This window comes from Hydrogenophaga sp. L310 (genome assembly GCF_055703065.1).
Window position 1 is genome coordinate 166,402 of the sequence record NZ_JBVPZA010000010.1, and the last position, 23,609, is coordinate 190,010.

Genomic DNA, 23,609 nt, shown 5'->3' on the forward strand with positions numbered 1-23,609 from the left:
CGGCATTTCTTAAGCGCCCGCAATCTGGATCAAATCGGCGCTGGCAACAAGTATAAATTGAAGCGCTGCGGTCGCGCAGCCACCCCACCGAACGGCGGCAACCCCCCGGTGCACAAGTTTCCCAAAGAAATGTTGTTATTCCGCATCTCAGAATTGGGGGCTTTTGTGGGTCCGAAAAATTGTCACTATCCATGCGGCATTCAGAGCATAATCTTTCCGCGAGCGCCTTGAGGCCTCGCTTGACAAGTGATCGGTTGGTTTCGCGTGCTACAGGTTTGTTTGCTAACGGGGCTCCATCGCTATTTTTCTCAGTGTTATTAGGAGTCCCAACCATGGGCAACAAACTGTACGTGGGCAACCTGCCCTACACCGTGCGCGACGAAGACCTGCAGCAAGCTTTCAGCGCCTACGGCTCTGTCAACAGCGCCAAGGTCATGATGGAACGTGACACCGGCCGTTCGAAGGGCTTCGGCTTTGTCGAAATGGGCAACGACGCAGAAGCACAAGCCGCTGTTGAAGGCATGAACGGCCAGTCCCTGGGCGGTCGCAGTCTGGTGGTCAACGAAGCCCGTCCGATGGAAGCCCGTCCTCCCCGCACCGGCGGCGGCGGCTTTGGCGGCCCCCGCGGTGGTGGCGGCGGCTTCGGTGGTGGTGGCGGCGGCGGTGAAGGCGGCTTCCGCAGCCCCTACGGCGGCGGCGGTCGTCGTGATGGCGGCGGCGGTGGTGGTCGCGGCGGTTACTGATCGCTCCCCCTGCCAACCCGGTTGTTGTGACCGGGTTGCTCAAAAAAGCCCTTCGGTTTGCCCGAATGGCTTTTTTTTCGTCTGCAGAAATTGAAGACCGTGCCTTGTGTCAGGGTGGTCTGAGGCCGGTATCCGTCAGCGGCACTTCAGCCATGGTGGGGTATCAACGCACCATCGATCCGGTCCACGTCAACCCAGCGTGTCATTGAGAATGTTGGTCGCCCATGCCATGGCGAAGAGCGCTTCCGTGGCGGTCGGGCGGTCGGACAATCCGCCCGCGTCTTTGGCCGGCACCATGGTTTTCTTGGCGCTGTCGTAGCGGTACACCGCGGCCACGTGAATCACCTCCGACTGCGAGACGAAGCTGTAGCAGGTGTTGGCGATGATGGGCATGGACGGAACAGGCATGCCGAGCGTCTGTGCTGCGATCGCCCCGGCGCACACCTTGGCCTCCTGATTGGCCATGTGCGCCGACTTGGGCATGCCAGGGGCTCCCGAGATCGAATCCCCAAGCACGTAAACGCCCTTGGCGGCGGTCGACTCGTAGCTCAGGAAGTCCACGCCGCACCAGCGGTCCCCCACATTGGCCAGGCCACTGTTGCGGGCAATGGCGCCGGCGCGCTGTGGCGGGATCACGTTGATCACCTGCGCCTTGACCTTGCCCTGCAGATCGAAGCTGAGCGTACCGCTCTGGGTGTCCACCGCTTTCAGATCGGCATTGGGTACGTACTCGATTTGTGCGCCGTAGCGGCCTTTCCAGACCGCTTCAAACAGGCCCTTCTTGGCCTGAATTTCCGGGTTGGCATCAAACACCAGCAATTTGGCACCGGGTTTGCGCATCTGCAGGAAATGGGCGATCAGGCTGGCCCGTTCATACGGACCGGGCGGGCACCGGTAGGGCACCTTGGGTACCGTCATGGCCACCACACCACCGTCGGGCAGCGCCTGCAGCATCTGGCGCAGCTGCTGGGTCTGCTCGCCCGCCTTCCAGGCGTGGGGCACGCGCGCCTGCTGGGCCGCGGTCTGCAGACCCTCGATACCGTCGTACAGGTAGTCGACCCCTGGCGCCACGATCAACCGGTCATAGGGAATCTTCTCGGACCCCACGCGCACCTCGCGCAGGCTGGTGTCGATGGCGTCGGCACGGGCCTGCACCCAGCGCAGCCCGTTCTGGGCGACGAGGCGGGTGTAGGGCCGAGAGATGTCCCGCAGACTCAGGCCGCCATGGATCACGCGGTTGCTCATCGGGCACATGACGAACTCGCTGGCCGGCTCGACCAGCGTGATCTGCAGGGCGGGGTTGAAACGGCGCAGGTAGCGCGCGGCTGTGGCGCCCCCGAAACCACCCCCGATGATGACCACCCTTTCGCCGGTTTGCGCAGCCACATAGGGCGCCGCCAGAGTCGACGCCGCGGCCAGGCCGGCCTGGAGAAATGCACGTCGCTGGGTCATGCCGGGGGTTCTCATTTGAGTGCGGAAAAATGGTCGGCGATGCGGGCGAGTTCCTCGTCGCTGTAGCCTTTGGCGTGCTGGTGCATGATGGTGCCCTTGAGCTGGCCACTCTTGTAGGCCAGCAGCTTGCCCAGCAAATCCTTGGCGGGACGCCCGCCGATGGCCAGACCCGTGCCTTCGGCCCGACCGTCAGGTCCGTGGCACGCCATGCAGCTCGCCGCCCAGACCTCGGCCTGGAAAACGGCAGGGTCTTTGGGCTGGGCGTGCGCAGTCACCCCCATTCCCAACCCCAGGCAACACACGGCCCAAAAACTGTGGGACAGGGAGCTCTTCCGGGCCAGGGACGGTGTGGGTGGGGCGTGGGTGGTGCATGTCATTTCAGCAACTTTGGCGGAAAACCGGGTATTGTGCTGTGACTTTTTACACAACTTGTTGCGTGTGCTGCCCCGAACGCCCGTCGGCAGCGATTCTGAAATTTGCGCCATATTGCTTTTGCATTCTTTCCCGGTTCCTGCGCATGACGCGATCGCGCTGCCGCATCGGACAGCCCCCGGTTTCAGGCTGCCACGTCCTGGTCCTGCCGGTGCTTGCGTGGCCGGCCGGCCAGCAAGCGGTCGAAAAGGCCGTTCGGCAGCAGGCGCAGCAACTTGGCCACCACCCCCATCTGCCAGGGGATCACCCGGTAGCTGGTTTGTGCGGCGATGGCGTCGAACGCCTGCGCCGCGAAGGCCTGCGGACTCATCAGAAAAGGCATGGCGTAGCGGTTCTTGCGCGTGAGCGGTGTGTCCACATAACCTGGCAAGAGCGTGACCACCGCCACCCCGCTGCTGCGAAGCTCGCCGCGCAGGCTCTCGCAATAGGCCACGACCGCGGCCTTGCTGGCGCAGTAGGCACCGTGCCCGGGCAGGCCGCGAATGGCCGCCACACTGGCGATGCCCACCAGCGTGCCACTGCCGCGCCGGACCATGGCGGCCACAAAGGGCTGGAAGGTGGCGGCCATGCCGGTGTTGTTGGTGGCAAAGGTGCGCGCCATCACATCGATGTCGTCGCGTTCGGTGGTGTCCATGCCGATGCTGATCCCGGCGCTGGCGATCACCACATCGGGCAGCCCCTGTGCCGCCAGGCAATCGGTGCCGGCGGCCACGATGCTCGCGGGGTCGGCCACATCGGCGCTGTAGATCCGGCAGGTATCGTCGTTCCAGCCCTGGGCCTGCGCCCAGGTTTGCAGCTCGCTGCTGCGACGGCCAACCAGCGCCAGCCGGCAGCCCGCCTTCGCATACCGCAGCGCCAGCGCCTGGCCAATGCCACTGGATGCCCCGGTGATGAACACCAGGCGGGTGTGCAGCAGGTCGTTCGACATGGCGGGCGCCGAGTGCGGAGAAAGCAACCGCCTCAGCGCGGTGCGAGCCGGGCGCGAACCCGGCCGGTGAGTTCGGCAACACGGGCATCGCCGCCGCGGTAGTCGAGCGAGTCTGCCGTGATCTGGTCCTTGTCACGGATCATCAGCACCGGGAGATCCGACTCGATGCGTTCCGGGTCGGTGCTCACCCGCAGGAATTCGCCATGAAACTCCATCCGCGGCAAGCGCGCGCCAGCGGCGTTGCGTCCTGCCTGGCGCACCACCACCGCGTCGCCCTTGAGCTCGTACACCGTGCCCTCGCCGTTGCTGACGATCTCGCGCGCTGTGGCCGTGGAGAGCTGGCGTTGCGCACTGAAGGTGCGGATGCGTGCCGTATCGATCACCGTGAGGTCCGTGTCGGGGTGGTGACGGGCCTCGGCGCCGTAGACCTCGGTTTGCAGTACCCCGTCGGGCGCAAACACCTTGACAGAAAACCGGCGCATGAAAAAGTCTGGCTCGTTGGTGACCAGTCTTTCGGGCTCGGGCTCCAGGGGCAGGGGCGTGGCCTGCAGCAGGAGGTAGGACACCAGCGCCAGCAGCATCATCATCAGCACCGGCAGGTACAGGGAGAGCTGGTCCCAGACCCGGCTCATGTCCCCGCGGTGCGTCTTCACCTGGAGAGCGACGGGTGCAGGCGTGTTCACGATCCAGCCGCCTCCAGCTCACGCGCGTAGTGACCGCTGGCCACCAGGAGGAGGTCGCACAGCTCGCGCACGGCCCCTGCCCCCGGCAGGCGCTGCGTGACATGGTGGGCCACTGCCTGCAGCTCGGGATGGGCCGTGGGCGGCGTGCAGGCCAGAGCGGCGCGGCGCAGCATGGGCAGGTCGGGCCAGTCGTCACCCATGGCCGCCGCGGCCGACCAGTCCAGCCCGAGTTCGGCCAGGATGGCCTCGGCCGCCGGCCGCTTGTCTTCGGTGCCGAAACGCGTGTGGTTCACGCCCAGCGCGTTCAGGCGCGCGCGCAGTGCCAGCGAATCGCGCCCGCTCACCACGGCCGGCGTGATGCCCGCGCGCTGCAAGAGCTTGATGCCGTGGCCGTCGAGCGTGTGGAAGCGCTTGAGGTTTTCTCCCGACTCGCTGAAGTACAGACCGCCATCCGTCAGCACACCGTCCACGTCAAAGAACACCACACGCACCGGCTGCGCGCGCAGCAACAGCTCGGGCGGGAAGTTCAGCGTGGGACGCAGCGGCGGCAGATCAGAAGACATGGGGCAATGCTAACTGGAGAGGATGCGTTCGAGTGAAGTGCCTTCCGTCAGGGCGCCGCGGAACCGGCTTTGCCGGGCCGCCAGCGCCGCCCCCTCGGGGGTGACGCCGCAGGCGGCGCGGTGGGTCATATCACCTTTGCCCGCATGAGATCGTTGCTGTTGAGCGCGCCGGTCAAGCTGCCCGCATCATCCACCACCAGCAGGCTGGTGACGCGGCTCGACTCCATCAGGTCCGCGGCTTCCACCGCCAGCGCATCGGCCCGCACGGTGCGCGGGTGGGGGTGCATGACCTCGCGCGCTGTGAGTGCCCGCAGGTCCACGCTGCTGCCGGATTTTTCGATCAGGCGGCGCAGATCGCCATCGGTGAACACACCCAGCACACGGCCTTCGCCATCGACGATGGCGCTCATGCCCAGGCCTTTTGCGCTGATCTCGCGCATCAGCGTCATCAGATCGGCGTCCAGGCGCACGCGCGGCACATCGTCGCCGCTGCGCATCACGTCGCTCACATGGGTCAGCAGCTTGCGGCCCAGGGCGCCACCCGGGTGCGAACGGGCGAAATCGTCGGCCTTGAAGCCCCGCGCGTCGAGCAGCGCCACGGCCAGTGCATCGCCCATGGCCAGCTGGGCCGTGGTGCTGGCGGTGGGGGCCAGGTTGTGGGGACAGGCCTCCTTCTCGACCGAGGCGTCGAGCACCACGCTGGCGTGCCGGCCCAGGGTGGACTGCACGCGACCGGTGAGTGCCACCAGGGGCACGCCCATGCGCTTGATCAGCGGCAGGATGGCCGTGAGCTCTTCGCTCTCGCCGCTGTTGCTGATGCCCAGCACCACGTCGGCCGCCGTGATCATGCCCAGGTCGCCGTGGCTGGCTTCGGCCGGGTGCACGAACATCGCGGGCGTGCCGGTCGAAGCGAGGGTGGCGGCGATCTTGCGACCCACATGGCCGCTCTTGCCCATGCCCATGACGACCACGCGTCCGCTGCTGCCCAGCACGAGGGCCACCGCGCGGGAGAAGCTGTCATCCATGCGTTCGGCCATGGCGTTGACGGCCGTGGCCTCGATGCTGAGGGTTTCGCGAGCCAGGGTCAGGGCGCGGACCGGGTCGAACGTGGAAGGCAGGCTCATGGCCGGATTATCGCCGCAGGGCCCGGTCCGGACGGTCGTGGCCAGCCCTTACCATTGCCGCATGAATTCGCTGGACATCACCCTGCTCTACCTGCTGGCCGCTGTGCTGGGTGTGGTGGCCTGCCGCCAGTTCAAGCTGCCGCCCATGCTGGGCTATCTGGTGGTGGGCGTGGTGATCGGTCCCAACGCGCTGGCGCTGGCGCAGAACTCCAGCGGCGTGCGCTACCTGGCGGAATTCGGCGTGGTGTTCCTGATGTTCGTGATCGGGTTGGAGTTCAGCCTGCCCAAGCTGCGCGCGATGCGGCGCCACGTGTTCGGTCTCGGCCTGTCCCAGGTGGTGCTCACCGTGCTGATCACCACCGCCGCTTCGCTGGCTCTGGCGCTGCTGCTGCCCACCTGGTGGAAGGTGTCGTGGCAGATCGCGGTCGCGCTGGGCGGCATCATGGCGATGAGCAGCACGGCCATCGTGATCAAGATGATGGCCGAACGGCTGGAACTGGAGTCGGAACACGGCAAGCGTGTGATGGGCATCCTGCTGTTCCAGGATCTGGCCGTGGTGCCGCTGCTGGTGCTGATCCCGGCCCTGGCCGCCGCGCCGGAAGACCTGTTGCCCGCCCTGGGCCTGGCCTTGGTCAAGGCGGTGGTGCTGCTGGGCGTACTGCTCACCGGCGGCCAGAAGGTCATGCGCTGGTGGCTCACGCTGGTGGTGCGGCAGAAGAGCGACGAGCTGTTCATGCTCAACCTGCTGCTGATCACGCTGGGCCTGGCCTGGCTCACCGAACACGCTGGCCTCTCGCTCGCGCTGGGCGCGTTCGTGGCCGGCATGCTGATTTCGGAGACCGAATTCAAGCACCAGGTGGAGACCGACATCCGGCCGTTCCACGATGTGTTGCTTGGCTTGTTCTTCATCACCATCGGCATGATGCTCGACTGGCGGCTGGTGCTGGAGCGTTGGCAGCTGGTGCTGCTGCTGCTGTCGCTGTCAGTGGTGTTCAAGCTGGCCCTGATCACCGGGTTGACGCGGGCCTGGGGTGCGAGCATGGGTGTGTCCTTGCGCGTGGGCCTGTACCTCGCGCAGGCCGGCGAGTTCGGGCTGGTCCTGCTCACGCTGGCTGGGCAGAACAACCTGGTGCCGCCGCAGCTGTTCAACCCCATCCTGGCTTCGATGGTGCTGTCCATGCTGGCCACGCCGTTCGTGATCATGTACACCAACGACATCGTCACCCGCGTGGTCGGCAGCGACTGGCTGATGCAGTCGGTGCAGATGACCAGCATCGCGCGCAAGGCGATCAACGCCGACAAGCACGTGATCATCTGCGGCTACGGTCGCTGCGGCCAGAACCTGGCGCGGCTGCTGGAGGCCGAAGGCATTCCCTACATGGCCCTCGATCTGGACCCCGACCGTGTGCGCCAGGCCGCTGCGGCCGGGGATTCGGTCGTCTTCGGCGACGCCGCGCGCCTGCAGGCCCTGATCGCCGCCGGCCTGCACCGGGCCAGTGCGGTGGTGATCACCTACATCGAGACGGCCAGCGCGCTCAAGGTACTGCACCACACCCACGAACAGGCGCCCCAGGTTCCGGTGGTGGTGCGCACCATCGACGATGCGGACCTGGAGAAACTGCGCAGCGCTGGCGCCACCGAGGTGGTGCCTGAAGCCATCGAGGCCAGCCTGATGCTGGCCAGCCACGCGCTGGCGCTGGTGGGTGTGCCGATGCGGCGCGTGATCCGTGTCGTGCAGGACCAGCGCGACGCACGCTACAACCTGCTCAAGGGTTACTTCCACGGCGCCGACGATGATGGCGTGGAAGAAGCCGAACACGAGCGCCTGAACACTGTGACGCTGCCGTCGGGTGGTCGAACGGTGGGCCGGACGCTCGGCAGCCTGGCACTTGAAACCGTGGGCGTGCGCGTCGCCAACCTGCGCCGGTCCAGCGGCCACGGCGTGCCCTTTGACGACAGCACCGTGCTCGAAGGCGGCGACACCCTGGTGCTCAGCGGCAAGGCGCCCGCACTGGCGCTGGCCGAAGACCGGCTGCTGTCGGGCTGACGCGCCGGACCCCTTCTGCAGTCCCCTCAACCCTCAGCCACCGGCACCCATCAACCCGGGTCACACCATGGACAGCTCCGACTTCCTCAAATCCCACATCCGGACCGTGCCCGACTGGCCTGCGCCCGGCGTGATGTTCCGCGACATCACACCCCTGCTGCAGGATCCACGGGTCTTCCGCGTGCTGATCGACTCCTTTGTGCACCGCTACATGGCGCCCTCGCTGCGTCCCACCGTGGTGGCCGGTCTTGACGCGCGGGGCTTCATCATCGGATCGGTGGTGGCCTACGAACTGGGCCTGGGCTTCGTGCCGATCCGCAAGAAGGGCAAACTGCCCTTCACCACGGTGGAAGAAACCTACGAGCTGGAGTACGGCAGCGCCACGGTCGAACTGCACACCGACGCGGTCAAACCCGGCGACCGGGTCCTGCTGATCGACGATCTCATCGCCACCGGCGGCACCATGATGGCCGGGGCGCGGCTGCTGGAGAAGCTCGGCGCCGAGGTGATGGAAGGCGCCGCCATCGTGGACCTGCCCGAGCTGGGTGGCTCGGCCCGGCTGCGAGAGAGCGGGCTGCCACTGTTCACGCTGGTGGATTTCGCGGGCCACTGACGCAAATCACCCGTGTCGCAGCGGCGCCCCGGTCCGTGCCGACCGAGGCACGGGAGCTTGGGGGCCACGGCGATCCGCCGCAGGGTCCAAGGTGGATCAGCCCTCTCGGTGGGCAGCGACCCGATCAGCGGCGGGGTGTGGGGGCTTCATCCTTACAGCTTTCCGTACTGCGTATCGCTCAACGCCGAAAAATCGCTGTGCGACTCGGGCGGTGGAACGTCCGCCTCGGTGTCGAGGCGGTGCGCCGGGATCGCGGGTGTCTGCAACGCACGGCGAAACGCATCCAACTCATCGCGGGCCACGGGCTGCGCGAGACCGCCGGATGGCGTGAGCACCGGGACCGGGATCGCCGTGGGGTTGTCCAAGGTGGCCAGGCGCTGCGTCTGCGCAGCCACCGCCGCCTTGAGCGCAATGCCGCGCTGGTCGTGGACCGCCTTGCGTCGCCAGTAGACCCCCTGTACCACCATGGCGTGGCGCTTCTGCGCGCTGCTCTGGATCCAGCGCTCGACCTCCAGCAGGTATTCGTCGGGCATCATGTCGGCGGGCAGGGCCAGATCGATCAGCACCAGAAAGCCGTCGCCGTTGGCGTCCAGCGTGAGCACCTTGAATTCGTAGCTGGTCGACAGCACCCCAGCGCGGATCAGGGACTCGCGTACCACCGAGAACAGCTGTTCCCGGCGCAGAATGCGCCGGCCACGGCGCGGCGAGATCAGGGGCAAGGTGGTCTGGCCGAACGAGCGGCGAGGTTTCGCACGCCCACCGTTGGTTCCCTGATCCGATTTTCTGGCTTGAAGCCAACGCAATAGAGACATGGTTTAAATATGCGTTGCCGGGTGCATCGCGATATGAGAATTGGTGCGGAATTATTGTCGAGCAAGTGGCGCGCACCCCTTGATTCAGGTCACAGCCACGCGTTTGGGCCTGTTGTACATGCGGCAAGCCAGGACCGCGGCCATGGCCAATGTCAACTCCAGCGCAATCGGCGGAAATCGGATGGAAAGCTCGCGAAAGCGCAAGGGAGTGAGACACCAGAGCCGGCTGGGCGCACCCGCCTGCACGGTCGCACTGCGCGGCAGATGGCTGAAAAAAGCACCCTCACCCAGCAGCGACCCGGGGCCCACCAGTGCGATGCGCACACGCTCCTTCGCATCTTCATAGTGAACTGTCAGGCTGCCGCTCTCGACAAAATAGACCATTCGGTCCTTCACCCCCTGCTCGATCAGCACCTTTCCCTGCGGCAGGGTCATCGGTTGCAGGAAGTCGGCCAGGCTCTGCCACTGCACCTCGGTCAGGTTCAGCGGCACAGCGTCCAGCGCGTTGCTCTGCCTCATCGCCTGGGCCAGGACCATGATGTCGGCACGCATCGGCGCGGGGAGACTGGCGTTCATTCATTGACATTAACCGTGGGACGCCCGCGCATGCAAGCCCGGGTCATCGGCATTTACGGCTCCTTACGTTTGCGCTCCAGACGGTGGTGACAAAACGCCAGACGGTGCGCTGCAGCCTATTTGCCGATGCAAAAACGCGAAAAAATCTCGCCCAGCAGGTCATCGGCACTGAACTCGCCGGTGATTTCACCCAGCGCCTGCTGGGCCAGGCGCAATTCTTCGGCCAACAAGTCCAGGTGTTCGGCTTGCGCGGCCAGCAGCGTGTGCGCGCCGTCGAGGTGCGACCCCACGCGCGCCAGCGCCTGCAGGTGGCGTTCGCGCGCCATGAACAGGCCGTCGCCCGCGTGCTCCCACCCGGCCAGGTCCAGCAGTCGCTGGCGCAGAGCCTCCAGTCCATCGCCGCTTTTGGCCGAGATCGCCAGCTCACCCGCACCCGCCCGTTCCGCCAGCCGCGCACGGGCGCTGTCGGGGCACTGATCGAGCTTGTTCCACACCTGCAACACGGTCACGCCGCCGGGCAGGGCGGCGGCAATGTCCTCATCGGCGGCCTGGTAGACCAGGCTGTCGCTGCGCGTGAGATCGTGCAGGAACAACACCGCGTCGGCCTTGTGGATCTGGCCCCACGCGCGTTCGATGCCGATTTTTTCCACCTCGTCCACGTCCGGGCTGTCGCGCAGGCCCGCGGTGTCGATCACGTGCAGCGGCACCCCGTCGATCTGGATCGTCTGCTGCACCACGTCGCGCGTGGTGCCGGCCACCGGGGTCACGATCGCCAGCTCGGCGCCGGCCAGTGCGTTGAGCAGCGAGCTTTTTCCCGCATTGGGCTGCCCGGCGATCACCACCGTGAGCCCGTCCCGCAGCAGGGCTCCCTGCCGGGCCTGTGCCTGCACGTCGGCCAGCGCGGTGCGCAGACGCTGCAGCTGGCCCGTGGCATCGGCCTTCTTCAGGAAGTCGATCTCCTCTTCCGGGAAATCCAGTGTCGCTTCGACCAGCATGCGCAGGTTGATCAGCGCATCGCGCAGTGCGTGGATGCGCTCGGAAAACACCCCCGCGAGCGAGCGGCTGGCGCTGCGCGCAGCGGCTTCGGTGCTGGCATCGATCAGGTCGGCCACCGCCTCGGCCTGGGCCAGGTCAAGCTTGTCGTTGAGGAACGCGCGCTCGGTGAATTCACCCGCGCGCGCCGGGCGCAGCCCGGGCAGCAAAGCCTTGTCCGCGTCGACCGCGGTCTGCGCCACCTGCAGGCAGCGCGCCAGCAGCAGCTGCAACACCACCGGTCCGCCGTGGCCCTGGAGTTCCAGCACGTCTTCACCGGTGTAGGAATGTGGCCCCGGAAACCACAGCGCCAGGCCATGGTCAATGGGCTGGCCTGCAGCGTCAGGAAAGGGCAGATAGGTGGCTTCGCGGGGTTTCAGCGCTCGCCCCAGCAAGGCCTGCACAAACGCCGCCAGCCCCTTGCCCGACACCCGCACGATGCCCACCGCGCCGCGACCGGGCGCGGTGGCGATGGCGACGATGGGGTCTTGTTGGGCGCTGAGCATGGTAGGGATTCTGGCAGGCTGCGGATCAGAAACAACGAAGGCCGCTCGCGCGGCCCTCGTTGGGAAAATACCCGCTCTTACTTGGCCGCGGGCTTGCCTTTGAACAGGTCAAACGGCAACGTGAACTTCAGCGGCACGCCCATGCGCTTGTTGATGAAAGACTGCTGCGCGATGGTCAACACGTTGTTGGTGATCCAGTACAGCACCAGACCGGCCGGGAAGAAGAAGAACATCACCGAGAACATCAGCGGCATCATCCACATCAGCTTGGCCTGCAGCGGGTCCGGCGGCAGCGGGTTGAGCGCGGTCTGGATCATGGTGGTCACGGCCATCACGACGGGCAGCACGAAGAACGGATCGGGCGATGACAGATCGTGGATCCAGGCCATCCAGGGCGCGTTGCGCATTTCGACCGACGACAGCAGCACCCAGTAGAGCGCAATGAACACCGGAATCTGGATCAGGATCGGGAAGCAGCCACCCAGCGGGTTGACTTTTTCCTCCCGGTAGATCTTCATCATTTCCTGCTGCATCTGCTGCGGGTTGCTCTTCAGGCGTTCGCGCATTTCCATGATGCGCGGGTTGACCGCCTTCATCTTGGCCATGCTCTTGTAGGCGCTGGCGTTGAGCCAGTAGAAGGCCGCCTTGATCAGCACCACCAGCAGCACGATGGCCCATCCCCAGTTCTGCACGAAGCCGTGGATCTTTTCCAGCAGCCAGTACAACGGTTTGGCCAGAATGGTCAGCCAGCCATAGTCCTTGACCAGCTCCAGCCCCGGGGTGATGACCTCCAGGACCTTTTCTTCCTGCGGACCGACGAACAGGCGTGCCTCGACCGCCTTGCGCTGGCCCGGCACGATGGCCGGCAGGGTGGTGATGGAGCCGACCGCGTACAGGTTGTTGTCCACCTTGCGCGCGAAGTTGTCGCGTGCGATGCCATCAGCCAGCACCCAGGCCGACGCAAAGTAGTGCTGCACCATGGCCACATAGCCATTGGTGGCGCTCTTTTCAAAGTCGGCCTTGTTCTTGTCGATGTCGGCGAATTCGACCTTCTGGTATTTCTGGGCTTCGGTGTAGACGGCCGGACCGGTGAAGGTGGAATAGAACGGCGTTTCGCTGCTGGTCTTGTTGCCGTCGCGCACCAGCTGCACGTAGAGCTGCGGGCTCACCGGCTGGCCGCTGTTGTTCAGGACTTCGTGCTGCACGGCGATGTCGTAGCTGCCGCGGGTCAGGGTGTAGGTCTTGACCAGCTTGACGCCGCCCACCTCGTCCGACTCGAAACGCACCTGCAGCTCGTTCTGGCCGTCGGCCAGCGCGGTCGGGCCGGGCGCCACGGTCATGGGCGTCTTGTGGGTGGGGAAACTGCCGCCGATCAGGCCGGTCTGGGCGAGGTAGGTTTGCGTGTCGTTCTGGACCAGCAGCGCAAACGGCTGTGTGCCCAGCGAGGTGCTCGCGTGCTTGAGCAGATCGGCGCCGATGAGCGAGCCACCTTCGGTGTTGAACACCAGCTTCAACACGTCGGTCGTGACCTCATGCCGGGCCGCTGCGGGCGCCGGGGCTGTCGAGCCCTGTGGAGCCGCTTCAGCACCAGCCGTCGTGGCCGCCGCGGTGCTGACGGGAACGGACGCGTCGGCACGGGCTGCCGGCTGGGCATCCGGAGCGGCGGGCGCGGTCACGGCGGCCGAAGGGAAAAACGTCGGCGCGTTGCCGTTGTGGATCTGCCACTTGTCCCAGATCAGGACCATCGAGAAACCAAAAACCACCCACAGGATGGATCGACGGATGTCATTCATGACGGGTTCTTCTTTTCTGAGGAAGGGGAAAGCAGATGGGAAAACAGGCTGGGCGCCACTTCGGGCACGGGATCGTGACCACCCTCGCACCAGGGTCCGCAGCGACCCAGGCGCCTGAGCATGAGGTAGCCACCGGCCAGTGCACCGTGCCGCTCCAGCGAGCCGATCGCATAGACGGAACAGGTGGGTTCAAAACGGCAACTGCTGCCCAGCCAGGGACTGAGCAGCAAACGGTAGCCCTTGACCAGGCCCACCAGCACCTGGCGCGGCCAGTCAGACACCATGAGGCGCCTCCTTCCGGGGCAGCGGATCAGCCGGCTCGACCGGAGCGGGACTGAGCACACGCCCCAGCAACTGATCCAGCTCGGCCCGAACCGCGCGCTTGAGCACATCAGAGGTCGCACTCACAAACAGCTTGCGGCTGAACTCGCTGCGCAGGCGAACCACCAGCGCAGCCTGCGGCAAACCGGTCGCGACGTGGCGGGCGGCTTCGTAGATCTGGCGACGGATCGCATTGCGCGTGACCGCGCGGCGCGCCCAGCGCTTGGGCAGGAGCACACCCAGCCAGACATCGGCCACAGGAAACAAGGGACGGCCCAAATGCTCGCTCACGAGCGAGGCCCGGTGCAAAGCGAAGTGGGGGGTTTTGGCCACAGGGGCTCCCGCCATGACGGCCTGGAACTGCTGCCGGGACCGGATGCGCTGCATGGCCCGTTGCGCCTCCCTGTCGGTCACCGGAAGCCGGCAACGGAAGCTGGGACCGGCCAATACCGGCGGAGCACGTTCAGGCTCAGAGAGCCAGACGCTTGCGGCCCTTGGCGCGGCGAGCGTTGATCACGGCACGGCCGCCACGAGTCTTCATGCGGACGAGAAAGCCGTGGGTGCGGGCGCGGCGGACTTTGGAAGGCTGGTAAGTGCGTTTCATGATGCTCAGTAAATGTCGGGGAAACCCGCAATTATCGCAAATAAACTCAAGGCACGGCAAGCACTTGGCTGCTTTTCTGTCTGCCTTGCTTCAGCAGGCCCGTGCCGGGGTCGGGCAGCACAGAGGGAGAACCGCCTTGTGGATAAGTCGCCGGCCACACTACAATGGCCGGTCTGCCCCGAGTCATTTGTCCACAAAAATACAGCGTCCGCCATTCCCAGCATGATCGAGGGCACCCCCCCAGACACCCCATCCACCGACGCCCAGTCCCTCTGGCTGGCCTGCGTCGACAAACTCGCGCAAGAAATCCCCGAACAGCAGTTCAACACCTGGATCCGGCCGCTCTCGGCCAGCGTGTCCGCCGATGCCTCCAAGGTCGTGGTGTCGGTGGCCAACCGCTTCAAGCTGGACTGGATCCGGGCCCAGTACGCGTCCCGCATTGCCTTGTTGCTGGAGGCCATCCAGGGCACACCGGTGACACTGGAGTTGGCGCTCGCTCCGCGAGAAGGCCCCAGCAGGACGTCGCCTGCGCCCCGGACGGTGCAGGACCAGGTGCTGGCCGAACTGCCCGATCTGGCACCCGCAGAGATCACGAGCCCGCGCGCCCCCAAGTCCCGACTCAACCCGGCGCTGACTTTCTCCACCCTGGTGGAAGGTTCGGCCAACCGCATGGCGCGCGCCGCGGCGATGCACGTGGCGGGCAGCCTCGGCCAGCTTTACAACCCGCTGTTCATCTACGGCGGCGTCGGTCTGGGCAAGACCCACTTGATGCACGCGATCGGCAACCACCTGCTGTCCGACCATCCTCAGGCCAAAGTTCTCTACATCCACGCCGAACAGTTTGTCTCGGATGTGGTCAAGGCTTACCAGCGCAAGACTTTTGACGAGTTCAAGGCCCAATACCACTCGCTGGACCTGCTGCTGATCGACGATGTGCAGTTCCTCGCCAACAAGGAACGCACGCAGGAAGAGTTTTTCAACGCCTTCGAGGCCCTTCTGGCCAAAAAGTCGCACATCGTGCTGACCAGCGACACCTATCCCAAGGGCCTGCCGGACATCCACGAGCGCCTGGTTTCACGTTTCGATTCGGGCCTCACGGTGGCGATCGAGCCGCCCGAGCTGGAAATGCGCGTGGCGATCCTGATCAACAAGGCGGCGGTGGAAAACGCCGTCATGCCCGAAGAAGTGGCGTTTTTTGTGGCGAAGAACGTGCGCTCCAACGTGCGCGAACTCGAAGGCGCGTTGCGCAAGATCCTGGCCTATTCGCGTTTCAACCAGAAAGAGATCTCGATCCAGCTGGCGCGCGATGCGCTGAAAGACCTGCTGTCGATCCAGAACCGGCAGATCAGCGTCGAGAACATCCAGAAGACCGTGGCCGACTATTACAAGATCAAGGTCGCGGACATGTACAGCAAGAAGCGCCCGGCCAGCATCGCCCGGCCGCGCCAGATCGCCATGTTCATCGCCAAGGAGCTGACGCAGAAAAGCCTGCCCGAGATCGGTGAGCTGTTCGGTGGCCGCGACCACACCACGGTGCTGCACGCGGTGCGCAAGATCGGCGCCGAACGCCAGCAGAACACCGAGCTCAACCAGCAGCTGCACGTGCTGGAACAGACGCTCAAGGGCTGACCGGCGTGAGGCCGTGCGCACCCGCTCGCCACAGCCGGCACAGCCGGCATCTGACGGGGCAGGTGTTTTCAGGAATCGCGCTTCAAAAAGGCGAAAATAGGCGGTATTTGGCTGACAGAAAGCCCTGCTTGGGGCAAGGGAAGTCCCACCCGCCAACCGGCAACCAGAGACGAAAGAGTCTGACATGATCGTTTTGAAATCGACCCAGGACAAGGTGTTGGCTGCGCTGCAGTCGGTCGCGGGCATCGTTGAACGCCGCCACACACTGCCCATCCTGGCCAACGTGCTGGTGCGCAAGACCGGCTCGGCCGTGCAGCTGACCACCAGCGACCTGGAGATCCAGATCCGCACCACGGCCCAGCTCGACGGCGACGACGGCAACTTCGCCACCACCCTGGGTGCGCGCAAGCTGATCGACATCCTGCGCACCATGCCGGGCGACCAGACGGTCAGCCTCGAATCGAGCGCCGGCAAACTGATCCTGAAAGGCGGCAAGAGCCGCTTCACGCTGCAGAGCATGCCGCCCGAGGACTTCCCGCTGGTGCAGGAATCGGCCAGCTTCGGCCCGGTGTTTGCCGTGCCGCAGAAGACGCTGAAAAGCCTGCTGGGCCAGGTGTCGTTCGCCATGGCCGTGCACGACATCCGCTACTACCTCAACGGCATCCTGTTCGTGGCCGAAGGGCAGCAGCTCAGCCTGGTCGCCACCGACGGCCACCGCCTCGCGTTTGCCAGCGCCACGCTGGACGTGGAAGTGCCGAAACAGGAAGTGATCCTGCCGCGCAAGACGGTGATCGAGCTGCAGCGCCTGCTGTCCGACAAGGAAGGCGCGATCGAAATGCAGTTCGCCGCCAACCAGGCCAAGTTCAGCTTTGACGGCATGGAGTTCGTCACCAAGCTGGTCGAGGGCAAGTTCCCCGACTACAACCGCGTCATCCCGCGCAACCACAAGAACATCATCACGCTGGGCCGAGCACCGCTGCTGGCCTCGCTGCAACGCACCGCCATCATGACGAGCGAGAAGTTCAAGGGCGTGCGCCTGAACATCGAGCCCGGCGTGCTGCGCGTGGCGTCGAGCAACGCCGAGCAGGAAGAGGCCGTGGACGAACTCGACATCGACTACGGTGGTGACACCATCGAAATCGGCTTCAACGTCACCTACCTGATCGACGCGCTGCAGAACATGTCGCAGGAGATGGTTCGCATCGAACTGTCCGACGGCAACAGCTCGGCGCTGCTCACCAACCCCGACGACAACGCCTTCAAATACGTTGTCATGCCGATGCGGATCTGATCGTTCCCGATCCAGGTCCCCCCAAAGCCCGACCCGCTGCACAGCGGGTTTGGCCTTTCTAGCGTTTCTGAAAAGTCCACCATGTCCGAAGCCAACAAGCCCGCCGAACCCGACTCCGTTGCCGTCAACACCGGTGAAGCAGGGTCCGCCAGCTCCAATTTCCAGCCCACCATCGACGCCCACCAGGCCGGCGCGAGCGAGGGCTATGGCGAGGGCGCGATCCAGATCCTGGAAGGGCTGGAAGCGGTGCGCAAGCGACCGGGCATGTACATCGGCGACACGTCAGACGGCACCGGCCTGCACCACCTGGTGTTCGAGGTGGTGGACAACTCGATCGACGAAGCACTGGCCGGTCACTGCGATGACATCGTCGTCACCATCCACAGCGACAACTCGATCTCCGTGGTGGACAACGGCCGCGGCATCCCGACCGGTGTGAAGATGGACGACAAGCACGAGCCCAAGCGCTCGGCCGCTGAAATCGCGCTGACCGAACTGCACGCCGGCGGCAAGTTCAACCAGAACAGCTACAAGGTTTCGGGCGGCCTGCACGGCGTGGGCGTGTCCTGCGTGAACGCGCTGAGCCAGTGGCTGCGCCTCACCGTGCGCCGCGAAGGCCTGGTGCACCAGATCGAGTTTGCACGCGGCTTCGTGCAGAACCGACTGCTCGAAACCACCCCGAACGGCATCGAGATCTCGCCCATGCGGACTTCCGGCGCGACCGAGAAGCGCGGCACCGAAGTGCACTTCCTGCCCGACTACGACATCTTCAAAGAGAACAGCGATTTCCACTACGAGATCCTGTCCAAGCGCCTGCGCGAACTCTCGTTCCTGAACAACGGCGTGCGCATCCGCCTGAAGGACGAACGCAGCGGCAAGGAAGACGACTTCTCCGGCGCCGGTGGCGTCAAGGGCTTTGTCGACTTCATCAACAAGGGCAAGACCGTCCTGCACCCCAACGTGTTCCACGCGCTGGGCGACCGCGCGAGCGACCAGGGCACCAACATCGGCGTTGAAGTGGCCATGCAGTGGAACAGCGGCTACAACGAGCAGGTGCTGTGCTTCACCAACAACATCCCGCAGCGCGACGGCGGCACCCACCTGACCGGCCTGCGCGCCGCGATGACGCGCGTCATCAACAAGTACATCGAAGAAAACGAGTTCGCCAAGAAGGCCAAGGTTGAAGTCACCGGCGACGACATGCGCGAAGGCCTGTGCTGCGTGCTCAGCGTCAAGGTGCCCGAGCCCAAGTTCAGCAGCCAGACCAAAGACAAACTGGTGTCCAGCGAAGTGCGCGGCCCGGTGGAAGACATCGTCAGCCGCCTGCTGAGCGACTACCTGCAGGAACGCCCGAACGACGCCAAGATCATCTGCGGCAAGATCGTCGAAGCCGCCCGCGCCCGCGAAGCCGCGCGCAAGGCGCGTGAAATGACGCGCCGCAAGGGCGTGCTCGACGGCATGGGCCTGCCCGGCAAACTCGCCGACTGCCAGGAAAAAGACCCGGCGCTGTGCGAGATCTACATCGTCGAGGGCGACTCCGCCGGCGGCTCCGCCAAGCAGGGCCGCGACCGCAAGTTCCAGGCGATCCTGCCGCTGCGCGGCAAGATCCTGAACGTGGAAAAGGCGCGCTACGAAAAGCTGCTCACCTCCAACGAAATCCTGACGCTCATCACCGCGCTGGGCACCGGCATCGGCAAGGCCGGCGGTGACGGCAATGGCAACGGCGGCTCGGGCGGCACCGGCGCCGACGACTTCAACGTCGCCAAACTGCGCTACCACCGCATCATCATCATGACCGACGCCGACGTCGACGGCGCCCACATCCGCACCCTGCTGCTCACCTTCTTCTACCGCCAGATGCCCGAGCTGGTCGAGCGCGGCCACATCTACATCGCCCAGCCGCCGCTCTACAAGGTAAAGGCCGGCAAGGAAGAGCTGTACCTGAAAGACGGCCCCGCGCTCGACGGCTTTTTGCTGCGCATCGCGCTGAAAGACGCCAAGGTGTCCACCGGCGGCGCGACCAACACCGTGATCGAAGGCGACACCCTGGGCGAACTCGCGCGCAAGCACCAGGTGGCCGAACGCGTGATTGCGCGCCTGACCAACTTCATGGACGCCGAAGCGCTGCGCGCCATGGCCGACGGCGTGTCGATCAAGCTCGACACGGTGGAAGAAGCCGAAGCCAGCGCCGTGGCGCTGCAGGCCAAGCTGCGCGAACTCAGCACCACCGGCGTGCCGGCCGAAGTGGCGAGCGAGTTCGACGTGCGCACCGACAAACCCATCCTGCGCATCAGCCGCCGCCACCACGGCAACGTCAAGAGCAGCACCATCACGCAGGACTTCGTGCACGGCGCCGACTACGCGGCCCTGGCCACCGCCGCCGACACCTTCCGCGGCCTGCTCGGCGAAGGCGCCAAAGTGCAACGCGGCGAAGGCGACAAGCAGAAAGAAGAAAAAGCCAGCGACTTCCGCACCGCCATGCAGTGGCTCATCAGCGAAGCCGAACGCACCACCAGCCGCCAGCGCTACAAAGGCCTGGGCGAAATGAACCCCGCCCAGCTCTGGGAAACCACCATGGACCCCACCGTGCGCCGCCTGCTGCGCGTGCAGATCGACGACGCGATCGAAGCCGACCGCGTGTTCACGATGCTGATGGGGGATGAAGTGGAGCCGCGGCGCGATTTCATCGAAACCAACGCACTGCGGGCGGGCAATATCGACGTCTAATTGCCAGTTATAACTTGCAGAATGACATTTATTTTGTCAATATGCAAGTCATGACTGACATCATCCGCCTTCCGGACGAACTCGGTGCCCAGCTGCGCCAGCAGCGCGAGGCATTGGGCTTGAGCAAATCGCAGCTGGCCGACAAGGCGGGCAAGGTGCGCGAGGTGATCTACCGCCTGGAAGCCGGGGACGACACCACCGTGTCGTCGCTCCTCGCTGTGCTGGGTGCGCTGGGCTTGGCGCTGCGGCTGGAACGGGCCGGCCTGCCGTCGGCGAGCGACGTCGCCCGTCGGTTCCAAGAAGACGACGAAGACGATGACGGCCCTGCCTGACAAGCTGCGCCTGCTGCAGGTGGCCATCGGCGACAACGCCCAGGCCGGCCAGTTGCTCAAGGCATCGACCTACGAATTTCGCTACCTCGATCCCGACCCCGCGCAACCCGCCGTCGCCTTGCTGATGCCGGCAGCTGAGCGCCTGACCTGGCAGGACGGCGACCTGTTCGCGCCCATGGACCAGAACCTGCCCGAGGGCGATCTGTTCATGAAGATCCGGCAGCTCTTTCCCAAGCAGCCGATGACGCCCATGCACCTGCTGGCGCTGGTCGGCCGCAACGGCATCGGCCGGCTCGGCTTCAGCCTGCCCGACCAACCCGCCGCCGCAGCGCCTCGGCCGCTGAGCAAAACCGAGCTGCTGCAGACCCGCTACACGCCCGAGGTCTTCAACGACCTGATGGCCGCCTACCTCAGCACCGGCGCCGGCATTGCCGGCATGCAGCCCAAGATCATGGTGCCCGACCGGCCTACCGTGCCCATCCCCTCGCTCATCGTCAAAGCGGCCAGCCCCGCCTACCCCGGGTTGGCCGCTAACGAATTCCTGTGCCTGAGCGCGGCGCGCCGCGCCGGCATCGGGGTGCCGGTGTTCGACCTCTCGCACGACGGCCAGATGCTGATCCTCGACCGCTTCGACCTCGTCACGCACGCCGACGGCCGCATCGAACGCCTGGGCTTTGAAGACATCGCCGCACTGGCCGGCCTGCGCGTGCGCGACGTGCTGTCGGACCGCAAATACCAAGGCAGCTACCAGCGCGTGGCCGAACTGCTGCGCCAGCTGCAACTGCACAGCCACCACCTGCACCGCTTCTTTGAGCAGGTGGCCTTGTCCGTCATGGTGCGCAACGGCGACGCGCACCTCAAGAACTTCGGCGTGCTCTACCGCTCGGCCACGGACGTGTGGCTTGCACCCCTGTTCGACGTGGTCACCACCGCCATCTACACCTACACCCAATACGCCGGCGGCCCGGAGCTGACCGACCGCACACTGGCCCTGAAACTGTTCGCCGGCAAACACCACACCAAGGCTTACCCCACGCGGGAAGAGCTGATCGACTTCGGGCGCCGCGTGTGCGGCGTCAGCCAACCGGCCCGCACCCTGCAAGCCATTGCCGAGGCGATGCGGGCAACGCTGGACGCAGCACAGATCGACGACCGCGTGCCAGCGGAACTGCTGGCGAAGATGCGGGGGGTTTGGGAGGATGGGATGAGGTATGGGCGATGAGCTTCATCACGCCGCATGAAGTCTGCTGCTAGCTGTTTCAGATGAAGCCAAATCTTGACGCGTGCGCTTCCAGAAAACTCGGTTTGGGCTTGAACCGTTCTGGCAAAACAATGGCGCGACCGTCGTACTTCGCCAGCGCTTGCTGGGTAAAGCCGTCCAAATCGGCACCCATCAACGACTTCGACACCCGCACGGTGTAGTTGGGCAACACGGTGATCAATCCGGCGTCGAAAGCCTTGTCGTGCAGGGCTGACAGGCACAGTCCGTTCTGTGGATTCAGCCGGTTTTTGGTATCCATGCTCCATGGAATGATGTGGCTGGCAATCAGCAGCTGTGGCACCGCAAGTCCACTGATGCAACAGCGCGCGGTATAGCTCGCTAGAACGGCCCGCCTGAAGCGCGCTTGATTGACACGAACCATGACTGTCGCAGCGATGGTCTTGCCTTCAGCAATCTCGGGCACTTCCTCCACCACATCAGAGCCGGGTGTCACCCCATGTTCGCTGCCTTGGTGTTCATACACACGAGCAGCCTCCCCAGCCACTAAATCCCAATCCTCGTTCAGCTCGCTCCAGATCAGCTTGTCCAGCCGAGAAGCATTGCTCATACCCGCGCGACCACTGGCCCGCACCTGCGGATCAAGGCTCGCGAAGTTGACCAATTTGAGAGCGTCCGACCCCGGCGTCCTGCCGATCCATTCGGCCAGTTGTCGAATCAGGGGATTGCGTTGGTGCAGTTGCCCAAATGGCAACTGGAAATAAACATGCAACGCAGCGAGCGTTTGGTCTCGGGTCCAGTCGGTCTGTCTCGGCATCGATTCTCCCTAGGGGCCATCCGAATGTTGTGCGCACTTCATGTTGTTGTGCCACTGATATGATCTTGCCCCTGAAAAGTGGAGTTCTTAGTCCTTGTTGAAAATACCGACAAGGAGTCAAGGAATGACAGCAGCAAAGCAGGTGCGTGCGCAGTACACGCAGGAGTTCAAGTTGGAGGCGGTCCGTCAGGTGAGCGCCGGTCAGGCCATTGCTGTGGTGGCCAAGGTGTTGGGGATCCCCAAGGCCAGTCTGGGCAATTGGGTTCGCCAGGCAGCCAAAGGCGCGTTGAGCGGCGCTGGGGGCGATAACAAGGCCGTGGGGGTCTCGCCCGAGCAGATGGAGATAGCGCGTTTGCGAGCGGAAGTTGCGCGCCTGAGGATGGAGCGCGACATCGCAAAAAAAGCCGCGGCGTACTTCGCGCAGGACACGCTGCGAGGTACGCCTGGATTCACCAAATGAGGCAGCAGTACCCGGTGAGCGTCTCCTGCGGCGTGCTGGAGGTCAGCGCCAGCGGCTACTTCAACTGGCTGCGCCGCCCACAGGACATCGCTGGCAGGCCCGGCGGGCGCCACAGCGACGAAGCACTGCTGGCACACATCCGCGCCATCCACGCCGAGGTCAAGGGGGAATACGGCTGGCCTCGGATGCACAAGGAACTGCTGGCCAGGGGCATCCGGGTGGGCAAGGACAGGGTGCGCAAGTTGATGCAGCAGCACGGTATCCGTGCCAGAACCAAGCGCAAGTTTGTGGTCACCACCGACAGCCGCCACAGTCTGCCGGTGGCACCAGACCTGGTGCAGCGGCGCTTTACCCCCGAGGCACCCAACCAGCTGTGGAGTGGAGACATCACCTACATCGCCACCGACGAGGGCTGGCTGTACCTGGCTGCGGTCATCGACCTGTTCAGCCGTCAGGTGGTGGGCTGGAGCCTGCAGCCGCACATGCAGGCGGGCCTGGTCAAGGACGCGCTGGCCATGGCGTGGTGGCGGCGGCGCCCGCCGACTGGTCTGATATTCCACAGCGACAGGGGCAGCCAGTATTGCAGCGGCGAATTCCAGGATGCTTTGAAAGACTGGAAGATGCGTTCCTCGATGAGCAGGAAGGGCAACTGCTGGGACAACGCGCCGACCGAGAGCTTCTGGGGCCGCCTGAAAACGGCCAGCGTGCATGGGCACAAGTTCGCCACGCGAGAGCAGGCCAAACAGGCTGTGATGGACTGGATGGCTTTCTACAATCACCGCCGGCTTCATTCCTCGCTGGGCTACCTCAGCCCGATGCAGTTCGAGCAACGCTGGTACGAGGCACAGCGCAAAAAGGCCGCGTAATCGTCGGGCTAAGAGCTACACCAAACGAGGGCAAGGTCA

Annotated in this window: 23 protein-coding genes; 9 read left to right on the forward strand and 14 right to left on the reverse strand. The window is 64.9% G+C overall.

All coding sequences use genetic code 11. From position 1 onward, the window contains the following. Nucleotides 1-332 precede the first annotated feature (332 nt). The gene (locus tag AC0GNO_RS17180) at nt 333-743 is read left to right on the forward strand and encodes an RNA recognition motif domain-containing protein (protein ID WP_472888586.1); all 411 of its coding nucleotides are present in this window, start codon (nt 333-335) and stop codon (nt 741-743) included. A gap of 189 nt (nt 744-932) precedes the next feature. Here the strand turns inward: AC0GNO_RS17180 and AC0GNO_RS17185 are convergent, their stop codons facing one another. The 6 genes from AC0GNO_RS17185 to AC0GNO_RS17210 form a co-directional block, all read right to left on the reverse strand. Further along, nucleotides 933-2,195 carry an FCSD flavin-binding domain-containing protein gene (locus tag AC0GNO_RS17185; protein WP_472904843.1) on the reverse strand — a complete coding sequence of 421 codons (1,263 nt, stop codon included), beginning with the start codon at nt 2,193-2,195 and terminating at the stop codon, nt 933-935. Nucleotides 2,196-2,206: 11 nt separating this feature from the next. Further along, nucleotides 2,207-2,476, reverse strand: coding sequence for a c-type cytochrome (locus AC0GNO_RS17190; protein ID WP_472888584.1), 270 nt, complete (start codon nt 2,474-2,476; stop codon nt 2,207-2,209). 275 nt (nt 2,477-2,751) lie between these two features. Further along, a complete protein-coding gene (locus tag AC0GNO_RS17195; protein ID WP_472888583.1) occupies nt 2,752-3,555 on the reverse strand; it encodes an SDR family oxidoreductase in 804 nt (267 codons plus the stop codon). 32 nt (nt 3,556-3,587) lie between these two features. Continuing rightward, nucleotides 3,588-4,238 carry an LPS export ABC transporter periplasmic protein LptC gene (gene lptC / locus AC0GNO_RS17200; RefSeq protein WP_472888582.1) on the reverse strand — a complete coding sequence of 217 codons (651 nt, stop codon included), beginning with the start codon at nt 4,236-4,238 and terminating at the stop codon, nt 3,588-3,590. Then, complete coding sequence (locus AC0GNO_RS17205) at nt 4,235-4,801, reverse strand: KdsC family phosphatase (protein ID WP_472888581.1); 567 nt, start codon at nt 4,799-4,801, stop codon at nt 4,235-4,237. Before AC0GNO_RS17205 ends, lptC begins: the two co-directional genes overlap by 4 nt. A 125-nt stretch (nt 4,802-4,926) precedes the next feature. After that, nucleotides 4,927-5,925, reverse strand: a complete 999-nt coding sequence (locus tag AC0GNO_RS17210; protein ID WP_472888580.1) for a KpsF/GutQ family sugar-phosphate isomerase — start codon at nt 5,923-5,925, stop codon at nt 4,927-4,929. Nucleotides 5,926-5,986: 61 nt separating this feature from the next. Here AC0GNO_RS17210 and AC0GNO_RS17215 point away from each other — a divergent pair, with 61 nt between their 5' ends. After that, nucleotides 5,987-7,972, forward strand: a complete 1,986-nt coding sequence (locus AC0GNO_RS17215) for a cation:proton antiporter domain-containing protein (protein WP_472904844.1) — start codon at nt 5,987-5,989, stop codon at nt 7,970-7,972. Between the two features lie 67 nt (nt 7,973-8,039). Then, on the forward strand, nt 8,040-8,585 hold the full coding sequence (locus AC0GNO_RS17220) for an adenine phosphoribosyltransferase (protein ID WP_472888578.1): 546 nt from the start codon (nt 8,040-8,042) through the stop codon (nt 8,583-8,585). Between the two features lie 152 nt (nt 8,586-8,737). On the opposite strand, the gene AC0GNO_RS17225 is transcribed toward AC0GNO_RS17220, so the two are convergent. The 7 genes from AC0GNO_RS17225 to rpmH all read right to left on the reverse strand — a co-directional run bounded on the left by AC0GNO_RS17225 (nt 8,738) and on the right by rpmH (nt 14,229). Next, on the reverse strand, nt 8,738-9,304 hold the full coding sequence (locus AC0GNO_RS17225) for a hypothetical protein (protein ID WP_472888577.1): 567 nt from the start codon (nt 9,302-9,304) through the stop codon (nt 8,738-8,740). A 177-nt stretch (nt 9,305-9,481) separates the two neighbouring features. Beyond that, on the reverse strand, nt 9,482-9,973 hold the full coding sequence (locus tag AC0GNO_RS17230) for a Crp/Fnr family transcriptional regulator (RefSeq protein ID WP_472904845.1): 492 nt from the start codon (nt 9,971-9,973) through the stop codon (nt 9,482-9,484). 116 nt (nt 9,974-10,089) lie between these two features. Continuing rightward, nucleotides 10,090-11,511 (reverse strand): tRNA uridine-5-carboxymethylaminomethyl(34) synthesis GTPase MnmE, encoded by a 1,422-nt coding sequence (gene mnmE, locus AC0GNO_RS17235; protein ID WP_472904846.1) that lies wholly within the window; start codon nt 11,509-11,511, stop codon nt 10,090-10,092. Nucleotides 11,512-11,588: 77 nt separating this feature from the next. Then, complete coding sequence (gene yidC, locus AC0GNO_RS17240) at nt 11,589-13,304, reverse strand: membrane protein insertase YidC (protein WP_472904847.1); 1,716 nt, start codon at nt 13,302-13,304, stop codon at nt 11,589-11,591. After that, complete coding sequence (yidD, locus tag AC0GNO_RS17245; RefSeq protein WP_472888573.1) at nt 13,301-13,588, reverse strand: membrane protein insertion efficiency factor YidD; 288 nt, start codon at nt 13,586-13,588, stop codon at nt 13,301-13,303. The genes yidC and yidD overlap by 4 nt, the downstream gene beginning before the upstream one ends. Continuing rightward, the gene (locus AC0GNO_RS17250; RefSeq protein WP_472904848.1) at nt 13,578-14,012 is read right to left on the reverse strand and encodes a ribonuclease P protein component; all 435 of its coding nucleotides are present in this window, start codon (nt 14,010-14,012) and stop codon (nt 13,578-13,580) included. Before AC0GNO_RS17250 ends, yidD begins: the two co-directional genes overlap by 11 nt. Nucleotides 14,013-14,094: 82 nt before the next feature. Next, nucleotides 14,095-14,229 (reverse strand): 50S ribosomal protein L34, encoded by a 135-nt coding sequence (gene rpmH / locus AC0GNO_RS17255; protein ID WP_177136703.1) that lies wholly within the window; start codon nt 14,227-14,229, stop codon nt 14,095-14,097. Nucleotides 14,230-14,451: 222 nt separating this feature from the next. On the opposite strand from rpmH, the gene dnaA reads away from it, so the two are divergent. From dnaA to AC0GNO_RS17280, 5 genes are all read left to right on the forward strand, one after another. Then, nucleotides 14,452-15,858, forward strand: a complete 1,407-nt coding sequence (gene dnaA / locus AC0GNO_RS17260) for a chromosomal replication initiator protein DnaA (RefSeq protein ID WP_420049636.1) — start codon at nt 14,452-14,454, stop codon at nt 15,856-15,858. A gap of 184 nt (nt 15,859-16,042) precedes the next feature. Next, entirely contained in the window at nt 16,043-17,149 is a 1,107-nt protein-coding gene (gene dnaN / locus AC0GNO_RS17265) for a DNA polymerase III subunit beta (RefSeq protein WP_472904849.1), read from the forward strand. 81 nt (nt 17,150-17,230) lie between these two features. Then, the gene (gene gyrB / locus AC0GNO_RS17270; RefSeq protein WP_472904850.1) at nt 17,231-19,876 is read left to right on the forward strand and encodes a DNA topoisomerase (ATP-hydrolyzing) subunit B; all 2,646 of its coding nucleotides are present in this window, start codon (nt 17,231-17,233) and stop codon (nt 19,874-19,876) included. Nucleotides 19,877-19,926: 50 nt separating this feature from the next. Beyond that, the gene (locus AC0GNO_RS17275) at nt 19,927-20,208 is read left to right on the forward strand and encodes a helix-turn-helix domain-containing protein (RefSeq protein ID WP_472904851.1); all 282 of its coding nucleotides are present in this window, start codon (nt 19,927-19,929) and stop codon (nt 20,206-20,208) included. Beyond that, on the forward strand, nt 20,192-21,430 hold the full coding sequence (locus AC0GNO_RS17280) for a type II toxin-antitoxin system HipA family toxin (protein WP_472904852.1): 1,239 nt from the start codon (nt 20,192-20,194) through the stop codon (nt 21,428-21,430). Before AC0GNO_RS17275 ends, AC0GNO_RS17280 begins: the two co-directional genes overlap by 17 nt. A gap of 37 nt (nt 21,431-21,467) precedes the next feature. On the opposite strand, the gene AC0GNO_RS17285 is transcribed toward AC0GNO_RS17280, so the two are convergent. Beyond that, nucleotides 21,468-22,244: an HNH endonuclease gene (locus AC0GNO_RS17285; protein ID WP_472904853.1), complete on the reverse strand. Its 777-nt coding sequence runs from the start codon at nt 22,242-22,244 to the stop codon at nt 21,468-21,470. Between the two features lie 124 nt (nt 22,245-22,368). On the opposite strand from AC0GNO_RS17285, the gene AC0GNO_RS17290 reads away from it, so the two are divergent. Beyond that, nucleotides 22,369-23,570, forward strand: a protein-coding gene (locus AC0GNO_RS17290) for an IS3 family transposase (RefSeq protein ID WP_472903721.1) whose coding sequence is annotated in 2 segments (ribosomal slippage) — nt 22,369-22,639 and nt 22,639-23,570 — 1,203 coding nt in all. Because the reading frame shifts where the segments join, the coding sequence is not laid out codon by codon here. Nucleotides 23,571-23,609 lie beyond the last annotated feature (39 nt).